At 32.8% G+C, this 12,759-nt stretch carries 14 protein-coding genes; 4 read left to right on the plus strand and 10 right to left on the minus strand.

Translation table 11 applies throughout. From position 1 onward, the window contains the following. Window positions 1-44: 44 nt before the first annotated feature. The 4 genes from pepP to KGI96_RS03450 all read right to left on the minus strand — a co-directional run bounded on the left by pepP (window position 45) and on the right by KGI96_RS03450 (window position 4,637). A complete protein-coding gene (pepP, locus tag KGI96_RS03435; RefSeq protein WP_211596876.1) occupies window positions 45-1,343 on the minus strand; it encodes a Xaa-Pro aminopeptidase in 1,299 nt (432 codons plus the stop codon). A 504-nt stretch (window positions 1,344-1,847) separates the two neighbouring features. Continuing rightward, complete coding sequence (uvrB, locus tag KGI96_RS03440) at window positions 1,848-3,866, minus strand: excinuclease ABC subunit UvrB (protein WP_211596877.1); 2,019 nt, start codon at window positions 3,864-3,866, stop codon at window positions 1,848-1,850. Between the two features lie 131 nt (window positions 3,867-3,997). After that, window positions 3,998-4,441: a DUF2459 domain-containing protein gene (locus KGI96_RS03445; RefSeq protein ID WP_211596878.1), complete on the minus strand. Its 444-nt coding sequence runs from the start codon at window positions 4,439-4,441 to the stop codon at window positions 3,998-4,000. Then, window positions 4,434-4,637, minus strand: a complete 204-nt coding sequence (locus KGI96_RS03450) for a hypothetical protein (protein ID WP_211596879.1) — start codon at window positions 4,635-4,637, stop codon at window positions 4,434-4,436. The genes KGI96_RS03445 and KGI96_RS03450 overlap by 8 nt, the downstream gene beginning before the upstream one ends. 227 nt (window positions 4,638-4,864) lie before the next feature. Here KGI96_RS03450 and KGI96_RS03455 point away from each other — a divergent pair, with 227 nt between their 5' ends. Then, on the plus strand, window positions 4,865-5,143 hold the full coding sequence (locus KGI96_RS03455; RefSeq protein WP_211596880.1) for a type II toxin-antitoxin system RelE/ParE family toxin: 279 nt from the start codon (window positions 4,865-4,867) through the stop codon (window positions 5,141-5,143). An 18-nt stretch (window positions 5,144-5,161) separates the two neighbouring features. After that, entirely contained in the window at window positions 5,162-5,464 is a 303-nt protein-coding gene (locus KGI96_RS03460; RefSeq protein WP_211596881.1) for a HigA family addiction module antitoxin, read from the plus strand. A 154-nt stretch (window positions 5,465-5,618) separates the two neighbouring features. Here KGI96_RS03460 and KGI96_RS03465 read toward each other — a convergent pair whose 3' ends face one another. Genes KGI96_RS03465 through KGI96_RS03485 form a run of 5 tightly spaced genes read right to left on the minus strand, consistent with a single transcriptional unit; the run spans window position 5,619 to window position 9,844 of the window. Continuing rightward, window positions 5,619-6,329, minus strand: coding sequence for a hypothetical protein (locus KGI96_RS03465; RefSeq protein ID WP_211596882.1), 711 nt, complete (start codon window positions 6,327-6,329; stop codon window positions 5,619-5,621). 40 nt (window positions 6,330-6,369) lie between these two features. Then, on the minus strand, window positions 6,370-6,915 hold the full coding sequence (gene gmhB, locus KGI96_RS03470) for a D-glycero-beta-D-manno-heptose 1,7-bisphosphate 7-phosphatase (RefSeq protein WP_211596883.1): 546 nt from the start codon (window positions 6,913-6,915) through the stop codon (window positions 6,370-6,372). After that, on the minus strand, window positions 6,912-7,388 hold the full coding sequence (bcp, locus tag KGI96_RS03475) for a thioredoxin-dependent thiol peroxidase (protein WP_211596884.1): 477 nt from the start codon (window positions 7,386-7,388) through the stop codon (window positions 6,912-6,914). The genes gmhB and bcp overlap by 4 nt, the downstream gene beginning before the upstream one ends. A gap of 60 nt (window positions 7,389-7,448) precedes the next feature. Further along, window positions 7,449-8,468 (minus strand): ATP-binding protein, encoded by a 1,020-nt coding sequence (locus KGI96_RS03480; protein WP_211596885.1) that lies wholly within the window; start codon window positions 8,466-8,468, stop codon window positions 7,449-7,451. Window positions 8,469-8,494: 26 nt separating this feature from the next. Beyond that, on the minus strand, window positions 8,495-9,844 hold the full coding sequence (locus KGI96_RS03485; protein WP_213156552.1) for a tetratricopeptide repeat protein: 1,350 nt from the start codon (window positions 9,842-9,844) through the stop codon (window positions 8,495-8,497). Between the two features lie 143 nt (window positions 9,845-9,987). Here KGI96_RS03485 and KGI96_RS03490 point away from each other — a divergent pair, with 143 nt between their 5' ends. Both KGI96_RS03490 and KGI96_RS03495 read left to right on the plus strand, forming a co-directional pair. Continuing rightward, window positions 9,988-10,707 (plus strand): HAD family hydrolase, encoded by a 720-nt coding sequence (locus KGI96_RS03490; protein ID WP_211596887.1) that lies wholly within the window; start codon window positions 9,988-9,990, stop codon window positions 10,705-10,707. A gap of 132 nt (window positions 10,708-10,839) precedes the next feature. Then, window positions 10,840-12,036 carry an IS256 family transposase gene (locus KGI96_RS03495; protein ID WP_211596888.1) on the plus strand — a complete coding sequence of 399 codons (1,197 nt, stop codon included), beginning with the start codon at window positions 10,840-10,842 and terminating at the stop codon, window positions 12,034-12,036. Between the two features lie 211 nt (window positions 12,037-12,247). Here the strand turns inward: KGI96_RS03495 and KGI96_RS03500 are convergent, their stop codons facing one another. Further along, entirely contained in the window at window positions 12,248-12,742 is a 495-nt protein-coding gene (locus KGI96_RS03500) for an SRPBCC family protein (RefSeq protein ID WP_211596889.1), read from the minus strand. Between the last annotated feature and the right edge of the window lie 17 nt (window positions 12,743-12,759).

Below are 12,759 nucleotides of genomic sequence, written 5' to 3' on the forward strand. Positions count from 1 at the left end.
GGACAGAACATACCCTGTTTTGTCCCTACACCAACGATTGAATTTTAAATTTGTTCAGCCATCATCATTTCAATATCTTCAATTTCTTTCGGACAGCTACTAGTGAGGTTTTTACAGCCGTATTCAGTAATCACAATATTATCTTCAATACGAATACCAATACCTTTATATTGCTCTGGCACATCCGCCGATTTTGGAATATAGACACCTGGCTCGATGGTAAACACCATTCCTATTTCTAGTGGACGATCACGGTATCTTTTATCTCTACCAATTTTACCTACATCGTGTACATCTAACCCTAAACTGTGTCCTAAACCGTGCATATAAAATTCTTGCCACGCTTCTTGTTCAATCAGCGTTTTGACATTACCTTTTAAAATGCCTAATTCAACCAAACCTGTGGTTAATTTTTCGATATAAATTTCATTCAAGGTTTGCATTGAAATACCTGCACGAGCTTGTTCAATCAGTGATTTTTGAGCTTCTAATACTAATTGATAAAGTTCTCGTTGTGGTTGGCTAAATTTACCATTAATTGGGAAAGTACGTGTGATATCTCCTGCATACATTGCAAATTCAGCCCCTGCATCAATCAGTAATAAATCGCCATCTTGTAATACTTGATCGTTTTCATTGTAGTGCAAAATACAAGCATTATCGCCTCCTGCCACGATCGAATTATAAGAGGGACCACGAGAACCAAAGCGACTAAATTCATAATGAATTTCTCCCTCAATTTCCATTTCATAACGATTAGGGCGAGTGGTTTTCATTGCTCGAATATGTGCCATTGAAGAGATATGGCAAGCCTGTTGCATTAAATCAATTTCTAACTTAGATTTGATCAAACGCATTTCAGACAGCATTGTTTCCCAGCTAATAACTTCATCGAAAACAGTTGAAACAATCTCATCTCCCCAAGTTTGTAAGCCTTCTGCATAATAACAAGCGGTCACATTGTTACATTTTTTTGCAAAAATTTCGTTGATGGTTTCAATGTTATAAGCTTCATCTATTTCTAAGCTTTGTGGTGCATTTTCAGTACCTAAACGGCGACCATTCCACGTTTCCATTAATGGATCTTTTTCACGTAGAAAAAGAATACTTTGCATTTTACCCTGTTGTTTAATTAAAAGTAGAGCCGATTGAGGTTCTGCAAAGCCTGTTAAATACCAAAAATAACTATCTGGACGGAATAAGTATTCGCAATCGTTATTACGACGTTTTTCTGTTTCTGTAAAAACGATTAATGCGGAATTATCCTGCATTTGTTCAAATACACGCTGACGGCGAGCAGTAAATTCAGATTGTGGCATTTTTGCCATATAACTAAGATCCATTATTTTTTCCTTTTCTATTTATTACTATGTGATTAAGCGTAACTTTAAGCAGTTTTAAAGTGAAATTCAATAGTATTTTTAAGATTATTATTAAGAATGTTTTTTATCTGTTTGAGTTTTGAATTATGTAAGTGATTTTTCATATCCTACTCTTTCTAAGCCATCTACTCGATGGTTAACAGGCAATCTCCAACACCAATGATAATTTTCTTTTTCTAAGCCATCTACTCGATGGTTAACTGTGGGTTTGCCAGTTCTAATTGATAACGCTCATTTCTAAGCCATCTACTCGATGGTTAACTACACCCCTTCAATTCTTCTTTAGAACCATCGTTTCTAAGCCATCTACTCGATGGTTAACCTAGAGATTTTATTCGCAAAATCCTGATTCTGCAATATCTGAAGTGAAAAAATAGCAAAAATACTCTTTTTCTAACAGGGTTTGTAACTTATTGATAATAAAGAAATTTTAAAATAGTCAACAATAAAGGGTATTTTATGCAATCAATCCACCATCAACAAAAACTCTTTTAACTGCTTAATCTTATCCCTTGTGGCAGCGGCTTTTTCAAATTCAAGATTTTGAGCGAACTCTCGCATTTCGGTATCCAATTTTTTGAGATCTTTTTCTAGTGCTTTGCGAGTTTTTGGAATATAAGCGGTAGGATTTTCTTCTACTTTTGCAGATTTTTTATTTCGTTTTGTTTTATTACTTTGCCCAATATCTAGCAATTCACTGACTTTTTTATTTAAACCTTGTGGGGTAATACCCAGTTTTTCATTGTGAGCTTGCTGTTTGGCTCTACGTCTTTGGGTTTCGCTGATGGCTTTTTCCATTGAGTTGGTAATTCTATCTCCATATAAAATGGCTTTGCCGTTTAAGTTTCGAGCTGCACGTCCGATAGTCTGGATCAGTGAGCGTTCAGAACGTAAAAAGCCTTCTTTATCAGCGTCTAAAATGGCGACAAGCGATACTTCTGGAATATCTAAGCCTTCACGTAATAAGTTAATTCCAACCAGTACATCAAACATTCCCATTCGTAAATCGTGGATAATTTCCACACGTTCAACGGTGTCAATATCACTGTGTAAGTAACGCACTCGTACGCCGTGCTCATCAAGATAATCTGTTAAATCTTCTGCCATTTTCTTGGTTAAAACTGTCACTAAAACACGTTCTTCTACTTCAGTACGTTTATGAATTTCTGAAAGTAAATCATCGACTTGGGTTGCCACAGGGCGAACTTCAATAATAGGGTCGAGCAGTCCTGTTGGACGAACCACTTGTTCAACCACATCGCCATTTGATTTTTCCAATTCATAGTTACTTGGGGTGGCGGATACGTAAATGGTTTGTGGTGCAAGGGCTTCAAATTCTTCAAACCGTAGTGGGCGATTGTCTAATGCAGAAGGCAAGCGGAAGCCATATTGCACGAGTGTTTCTTTACGAGAACGGTCGCCTTTATACATTCCTCCAATTTGCGGCACGGTCACGTGAGATTCGTCGATAATTAGCAAACCGTCAGCAGGCATATAATCAAATAACGTTGGCGGAGCTTCGCCCTCTTTTCTACCTGAAAGATAGCGAGAGTAGTTTTCAACACCAGAGCAGTAGCCGAGTTCGTTCATCATTTCAATATCAAATTGCGTGCGTTGTGTCAGGCGTTGTTCTTCAACGAGCTTATTTTCTTTGATCAGATATTCACGACGTTCAACAAGCTCAGCTTTGATTTTTTCAATTGCTTCTAAAATACGCTCACGAGGTGTGGCGTAGTGGGTTTTAGGGTAAACGGTATAGCGTGGCATTCGCCCTAAACTTTGTCCTGTTAAAGGATCAAAGAGGGATAAATTTTCAATTTCATCGTCAAAAAGTTCGACACGTAATGCTTGATCGTCCGATTCCGCAGGGAAAATATCAATCACTTCACCACGTACTCTAAAAGTACCACGTTGAAAGGCTTGATCGTTGCGAGAGTATTGTAATTCCGTTAAGCGAGATAAAATTTCACGCTGATTGATAATTTCGCCTACTTGTAGATGCAACATCATTTTTAGATAAGCATCGGCGTCCCCTAATCCATAAATTGCAGAAACGGAGGCAACCACAATGGTATCTCTTCGTTCAAGAAAAGATTTGGTAGCAGAAAGCCGCATTTGTTCGATTTGTTCATTTACAGAGGCATCCTTCTCAATAAAAGTATCGCTGGCTGGAACATAAGCCTCTGGTTGATAATAATCATAGTAAGATACAAAATATTCTACAGCATTCTCAGGAAAAAAAGCTTTCATTTCTGCATAGAGCTGTGCTGCAAGAGTTTTGTTAGGGGCGAGTAGCATCGCTGGACGGTTTAAGTCTGCGATAACATTGGCAATAGTAAAGGTTTTACCTGAACCTGTCACACCCAGTAACGTTTGATGGACTAAACCATCTTCTAAGCCTTCTTTTAGTTTTGCTATGGCTTCAGGTTGATCTCCTGCTGGTTTAAAAGGACTATGTAAAATAAAAGGTTTTTGTTTTTGCATATTGTTTTTGAGTCATAAAAAATAGAATAAAATATTGCGTTAGTTTAACATAGCATAGGTGTTTGATTAACTAAATTTAGACATAGAACACTACCATAAGAAATTTGCAAATTTTTAACAAGAAGTCACCGCTATCGATATTTATTTAAGAGTCCAAAATCAAAAGGTGTCCATAAGCTGGCTTTTAAACCACTTTGTTTAAATCCATTATTTGCCCAACTATTGCAGGTGTTAAACATTGAATAGCTACCTTTCGCTTTGTAAAAATAATCCCTAAAAGTATAACTTTTATCTTTTAGTAATACTTTTTTTCCTATCTTATCAGTGATAAATGAATTTGCAATATAATGATTTAATTTTTGTAATTCTGCTGTTGTGACTTTCACTTCCACCCAATTCGGGGATGTTTCTTGGTATCGAGTTACGTGCAATAATGCAGTACTTTTAAGGAAAATGGCTTTAAATACCGTTTTGAATGTGAGATCTTTCCACGTCGGCGTATTGAGATAAAAATTTTCATCGCCCCAACCAAAAGCTAAATAGCGATCTGTAGGATAATATTCTATATCAGACAATAGCGATGGACTCCCCCCCCTCTTTAGGCAACACAATATCTAGATGAATGCCATTACTCGTTAAGTAAATAGCTTGATTTGGAGTAGAGGATTTATCAGTTCGTTCAACGGTCATTGAGCCTAAAATAAGGGAAACAACGATATAGGTAGTAAGAACAAATAAGAAAGTAACAATCAAATTTCTTAGTAGTTTCATAAGGATACCTTTCTATTCAATGATAAGTTTGTTTGTAAAATAGAATTAATACTTTATCTAAAACTCACACTATGTCAATGAAGAAGTGCTTGTGTAATGTTATTTTTGCGACCTTTATCGAGAAAATAAGGTTAAATAATCTAATTATTTATTTTTTACGGCACAATATAAAACGGTTGCTTGGCGTAGTGTTATGGGCTACAATATTATGAATAAAGGTGTGTATAATGATTATTTCATTTAAACATAAAGGGCTAGAAAAGTTTTATAAAACGGGAAGTACAGCAGGGATTGTAGTTTCCCATAAAAAGAAATTACAAATTCTGTTAACTCACTTGGAAAATACTAAGGTTATCAATGATATGAATATTATCGGATTTGATTTACATAAATTGAGTGGGAATTTAAAGGATCATTGGAGTGTGAAAGTAAATGGAAATTGGCGAGTCACTTTTAAACTAGAAAATGGGCATATTCAAGTGGTCGATTATCAAGATTATCATTAGAAGGAAAGGAGAGAGCAAATGAGAATGTATAATCCATCTTATCCAGCGGAAACAATTAAAGAAGTGATCTTACCTGACCTTGGTTTGAGTGTTACACAGGCAGCGAAACAACTAGGTGTTAATAGAGTTACGTTGTCACGATTGTTAAGTGGAAAATCCGCAATTAGTGCTGATATGGCCATTCGTTTACATAAATGGTTAGGGGAGGATAGTCCTAGCCCTGAAAGTTGGTTACATCAACAAGCCACTTATGATTTATGGGTTGCTGAGCAGAAACAAAAAGATTATCAGGTTACGCCTATAAATATAAGTTGTGTTTAGGTATAGAATATAAAAATTAAAAAGACATCTTGGATAAGATTAATTCATAAATTATATTATCAAAGATATCTTTTTTAATATTTTCATAAAGAAGCCTAATTGAGAGATAGTAAAGATACTTTAAAAGAATAGCAAAGAATAAATGTAGAGATCATTACCTTTGCCAACCTTCAATAATATAATTTCGCTCTGTAATTTTGTATTCAGGATTACCGTTTGATGGAACAAACCATAACTCAAATCTTGCTCCATAATAATCTCCCCAAGATCCTTCATAAATAGTAAATGATTTTCCAAGTGAATAAAGTTCATTACGAGTAAGATCATTCACTAAGATTTTAGATTGATGTGGTAACCTTTTATCTGAAAGGGAATCATTTGACGTGACTTCGAAGGCTTTAAGATAGAAATATCCCGTTTCTGTAGGTTGATAATCTGTAAAATAAGTATATAGTCCACCTTGAAATGAATCAGCTATAATTAGATCAGATTTTTTTAATTCTTCAAGGGTAGGGCATGATTTATATAATATTGGGTGACCTATTTCTATATTTTCAGGAATTTCTTTGTTGACACCATAATAATCAGGTCTGGCACCAAATAAATCTATAACTAAAATAATATGGAGAAAGAAAAGAGAAAATATAATTTGCAATAAAGAAAAGCATGGTTTTTTCCATATTATACTAATTGCAGCAATAAAACTTCCTAAAAAATTAATTAAAAAAGTAATATCAGACCACTCTAATAGTAAATTACTTCTAAAAGTATTTCCTAAATTAAATAAAAAAAATGGCACTAAATAAAAAAGGATAGGAATCCACCAAACTTTAAAATAGACTAAAAGTATCTTTAAAAGAGCCATTTTTTATCCTAAAACATAATTAAATTTTTATAAGGACATATTATACTATTTCTAACAAATCCACCAAACTATCCAACACATAATCCGCTTTTGCAATGGCTTCTTCTGTTAATTTATGCCCTGTTCTAACAAGTACTTTGGTTTTAACGCCTGCATTCTCACCTGCAAGAATATCACTGAGCTTATCACCCACAATAAATGACTGAGCAGGATCGATATTTAACTCATTAATTGCTTGAAGGAACATACCTGGTTTTGGTTTGCGACAATCACATTCCTGTTTGTATTCACCTAAGGCTTTTTCAGGGTGATGAGGGCAGTAATAAATACCATCAAAATCAATGCCTTGTTCTGCTAAAGACCAATCAAACCATTGAGTTAATTCTAAAAATTGCTCTTCTGTAAAAATACCACGACCAATACCAGATTGGTTGGTAACTAAAACCAATAAATAGCCTTTTTCTTTGAATTTTCTTAAAGTTGGAATGACCCCTTCAATAAAATCAAAATCATCAATTTTATGAACATAATCATAATCTATGTTTAATGTACCGTCACGGTCGAGGAAAATCGCTTTTTGTTTCATAGCATTTTTCCTTTTAAATAATCCATTACTACTTGATGATGTTCTTTGGTTTTAAATTTGCAAAAAACTTGCTCAATGATACCGCTTTCATCAATCAAAAAGCTAATACGATGTACGCCATCAAAAGTTCTTCCCATAAATTTTTTCTCCCCCCAAACACCAAATGCGTCAGAAACTTTATGATCAGGATCGGAAAGTAGCGTAAAATTCAATTCTTTTTTCTGCTCAAAATTAGCCAATTTTTGAGGTAAATCAGGACTAATACCTAACACTGTCACGTTTAACTCGTCTAATTCTGCTTTGCTGTCTCGTAAATTACAGGCTTGGGTTGTGCAACCCGGTGTCATTGCTTTTGGATAGAAATAAACTAAGACTTTTTTACCTTTAAAATCAGCCAATGATACTGCTTTTTCATTTTGATCTAAAAGTGTAAAAAGTGGGGCAGGGGAGTTGGGTTGTAGTATATTTATCATAATATTCCTTATTTTAGTATTTTATAGCGGTTAGATTTTAATTAAAATTTACCAAATTTTTTACAAAAAGCCCATTAATCTTTTCTTTTTAGGCTTATTTGGTTTATTAAATTGTACAAATTCTGCCACTTCATCATATTCGCCCGTTTCATTTGCATAATCTAGCATATTTTCGACCAGTTCAAACCAGTGTAATACCGTTGAATTTGTGGTTGCAATCACACCAAGTAAATATTCCGTCACAATGTCACGCTCTTTTCCTGTTTCAAGAATTTCTTCTAAAACCACTTCTGTGGTTTTATCGACAATGCCTTTTATATCTGCACCAGAATAGAAATTTGTTTCTTGAGCTAATTTAGCATAATCAATATCTTTATGCGGAATATCCTTTAACAGAAGCTCAAACAGTTTAAATCGTGATGATTCATCAGGAGGGGTCACAAAGAACATTGTATCAAAGCGTCCTGTTCGTTTGAAAGCATTATCTACTTCCCAAGGTGCGTTGGTTGCACCAATGACTAAAATCCCTTCATTATCGGTATCAAAACCGTCAAGTTCAGCTAGAAAAGTGTTGATCACACTAGCACGACTTGCGTGATTTGATTCACGTTTACCGCCTAGTGCATCTAATTCATCAATAAAAATAATGGCAGGCTTGTGTTCTCTGGCTTGCTTAAAAAGGGCAGCAATATTCTTTTCACTATTACCCAACCACATATCCAGAATTTCATTAATACTAACGTGGAAGAAAGTGGCATTACATTCACCGGCAATCGCTTTGGCAAAAAAGGTTTTACCACAGCCCGGTGCACCATACATTAAAATCCCACCACCGACTTTTTTATTATATTTTTGAAAAAGTTCAGGGTTTTTAAAGGGCATAATAATTTTCATATTTGCCTTTTTCTTTAACACATCAAGTCCTGCCACATCATCAAAATTTAATTTTAAATCTTTTTGAAAGAGAAAACTTTTTTCACCTTGAGCTGATATTTCGTCCATTTCTTGCTCTTCTTTAAAGTCATCCTTATTTGTTAAAACTTCATTACTTCTTTGATATTTTTGTTCACTTTTTTTCATAAAAATTCCTTAATTAAATTTTAGTATTATTTATTTTCTTCATTTTTTGACGATATATCATCATCTCTAAAATCAATCAGATAGACGATAAGTATTGTTAATAATATAGAGAGAGTATAAGCAACCCATTCAAAGGAAATTTCAGCTAATGGCTGATAAAACCCATTGATAATTAAGTTAAAAAAAGCTAAAAATCCGTAAGTAATAATGATATTTATAGTTTCTTTTCTAAGTTGTTTAAAATCAAATCCCATTTGGATAAAAAATAATAAAAAGGGTAGAGCAGTATATAGTGTCCATTTTAAGCTTTGTTGTGGTATATGTAAAAAATAAAATCCGACGATTAGCACTGAAACAATAAAAGGGATTTTTGCTAAAATAAATTCTTTTGGATTAACTTTAGGCTTGTATTCACGGCTGTTTTTTAATTGTGTGAGATATTCAGAAATAAGAAGAAAAGCTCCTTTAATAATCATTAAAATCAATTTAGATACATAGGTATGTACACTTAATGTAATGATGCTTAATACTGGTTGATGAGTATCATAAAAAACATAAAACCACGCAATAAAAATAAACAAATAAACTATTTTATATAGCACCAAGGGCATTAAGCTAATAATTAAAATTAACACAAGTGATATATTTGCAATCACTGGAACATTAAAATATAAATTAGTTAATAAAATTGCTAATGAGATAAATAAAGAGGGAAAAAAGACAATAAATTCAAGTTTATTTTTTTTAAGTAATGAATGTAAAGTGTCATCAAAAGGATTGAGTTTTAAGGTTTTTAAATAGGCTTGTTTCTGTTTCCACCACGTTTTTTCTAGTGCTGCTTTAAGTCTTAAAGCATCGATATTATGAGGATCAATACTTAAAATTTTATCTAAAATAGTGTTATATTTATCATCATCAAGGTTTAATAAAATTATTGCATAAAGATTTAAAAAATCAGTATTATTACTGTTCTCTTTTAAGGCTTTTAAAATACACTCCTTCGCTTCTAAATACTCTAGCTGGCTATCTAAAATATCAGCTTTCCAATACCAATAATTAGCAAAATTAGGTTCCAGAGCAAGGGCTTTATCAATATATTCAATCGCATAATCATAAAGCTTTTTTTGATTGAAAATTTTAGCATAGTAAAAATAAAAGTCTGAATTATTTGGATATTTTGATAAAGCTTGTTTGGTAAATTTTTCTGCATTTTTTAAATCATCCAAATGCAGATAACATTCTATCAATCGACAATGTAGAACATCATTATCTTCATTTTGATAACCAATATGTTTTAAACATAGCTGAATGGCTTGTCGATAGCGTTTTAGCTCTTGAAGTGCGTTAATTTTTTCAAAAATATCTTTATCATTCATCAAAATATTCCTAATTATCCAGTTTTTTATTTAACCAGTCCTACTATATCCTTTTTTATTATAGTTTCAAGCCCCTTTCATAACAGGATTTAATTTGGTATATACTATATGACATACTCAATATTATATAATTAAGGATATTTATGTTTATTTTAGATATTGATGGCTGTATTACTGATGGAAAAGGGGAAAATATTGATCTCGTTTCTTTAAATCAATTAAAACAACAGATACACAAAGCAGAGCAGGGAACAATGTTATGTACTGGACGTTCTGCACTTTATGTTGAAGCGATTGCACAAATGTTAGATTTAAAAACTTGGTGTATTTGTGAAAATGGGGCTTATATTTACCATACAGAAACGGAAGAGATTATTTATAATCCTGATATAACACCTGAAACAAAACAGCATTTAAAAGAAATTCAAGAAATTTTAACGACATCATCTGAGTTTACCAATATTTCTAAACTTGAATTAGGTAAAGAAATTTGTATCAGCTTAAATCCAATCGGTGTGAGTATTGAATATTTATATCATTTAATTTTAGATAAAATTGATCTGAAAGGTGTTCATATCGCACATTCAACAACCGCAGTTGATATTACACCACTCAATATTAATAAAGAGAATGCGTTGTTATGGTTGGCTGAAAAATTTAATATAGACCTCAAAAATGCCGTTGGTGTAGGGGATTCAATGGGTGATTTTGGATTTATATCGCTTTGTGGATATAAAGCTTGTCCGAATAATGCTAGTCAGCAAATAAAAGATATTGTTGATTTTGTTGCAGAGTCTTCAAGTACTAAAGGGTTGGTTGAGATTTATAAATACAATACATTGAATATATGGTTTTTAAGCTAATAAAAAATTAAATTTGTAAATTTTGAATTTGAATTGGCTCTATACCCCAAAGTGTGTAAATTAAAAATAAGGGTTGAATAATTTCAGCCCTAAATTAATATTAAACTTAATAATATTTTGAGACTTACACCAATGAAAACGACAGAGCTAATTACAGATGAATTTCTAAAACAATTCAAAACAGGGGATGAATTAACCTCCTTTCTCAATGAGCTACAGAAACGTGGCATTGAGCAACTGTTAGAAGCAGAGCTTGATGCCCATTTAGATTATGATAAACATCAAAAATCTAAAGGCTCAAATTACCGTAATGGACACTCAACCAAAACAATCAAATCCTCATTAGGTGAAGCTGAAATCAATGTGCCTAGAGACCGTGATAGTAGCTTTAACCCAATGATTGTCAAGAAAAGAAAAAATACCATAGACGGTATTGAAAATGTCATTATTTCCCTTTATGCCAAAGGAATGACGGTCTCGGATATCGAAGAACAAATCCGAGAAATCTATCATTTTGATATTTCATCATCCACTATTTCACGTATTACCGATAAAATTAACGCTGATATTATTGCGTGGAAAAACCGACCATTAGAGCCTGTTTATTTGATTGTCTGGATGGATGGCATTGTGTTTAAAGTCAGAGAGAATGCCAAAATAATCAATAAAACCATGTATATAGCGGTAGGATTACGTACTGATGGCAAAAAAGAAGTTTTAGGCTTATGGCTTGGACGTAATGAATCATCAGCCTTTTGGATGAGTGTGTTAAGTGATATCAAAGCCCGTGTCACACAAGATATTCTTATCACAGCCACCGATAATCTTCACGGTTTTACGGAAACAATTAGAAGTGTATTCCCTGAATCAGCGACTCAAATTTGTGTCGTCCATCAAATCAGAAATGCGTGTAAATATGTTGTATGGAAGGATAAAAAAGCGTTTACAAGGGATATGAAGGATATTTATACCGCCCCAAATAGAGAAATGGCAAGGGCTGCATTTGAAGTTTTTAAAGAGAAATGGAATGATAAATATTCTTATGCGGTTTTAAGTTGGGAGCGGAATTGGGAAGAGTTAACGGTATTTTTAGACTATCCTGTTGAAATTACGACGATTATTTACACGACAAATCTGATTGAGAACTTAAATGGTAAGATTAGGAAATATACCAAAAATAAACTTTCTTATCCAACAGATGAAGCAGTGACAAAGTCAGTTTATTTATCTTTAAGAGAGGTGTCAAAAAAATGGACACAACCAATCAGAAATTGGGGCTTGATTTTAAATCAATTTTTGACTATTTTTGGAGATAGGATTCAAGGATAACCTTGAACCCTATTTTCAGAACTTACACAGTTTGTGGGACAGTCTCTTTGAATTTAATATCACCGCTATATTTTATAGTAAAACAATATAACTCATTGATTAATAAATATATTGTAGGGGAGTATTAGCAAACGTAGTTTGCGTATATGCTCCCGTTCTTTAATTTATTACATTTTTATGGTCGGTTATTCCATTACAAGATGTACTTAGTTTACTGCTTTAATTTTTTCAATAAATCTTTTTGATATGTTTCCATATATTTATCTAAATTCATAAAAATATATGATAAAGCCTTTATAAATGGATTTTTGTATTCAATGTTTTCAGTCGCAGAAAAAAGAGTTTTTTGATTTTCAATTTTTTTAAATTCTGCACTCCACGAACCTTTAAATAATTTGCTATTCATTTCAAATGAATAAAAAGTATAAGGTATTTTTTTAGTAGTTTTAAAACTAATAGTATATCCATTAGATATTTCTTCCCAAGTTTGAAAATCTCCGTTTGTATCTATGATTTTCAAATCATCTAGGTCAGTTCTATATTTCCAATCAGCATTATTTGTGACAGTGTTGTAAACTTTTTCGATAGGAACATCAAAAATAATTTTTTTTGTTAAAACTCTTTTTTTAGGTAATAACAATCCAACGAAATAAATTACTATTAAAAGTAAAATAATAGTTGAAAAAATTATAATCACAGGAAACATATTATTCTCTCCTTTAA

Origin of the sequence: Phocoenobacter atlanticus subsp. cyclopteri, from assembly GCF_018343795.1 — a bacterium.
In the GTDB taxonomy this organism is placed as follows: Bacteria; Pseudomonadota; Gammaproteobacteria; order Enterobacterales; family Pasteurellaceae; genus Phocoenobacter; species Phocoenobacter atlanticus.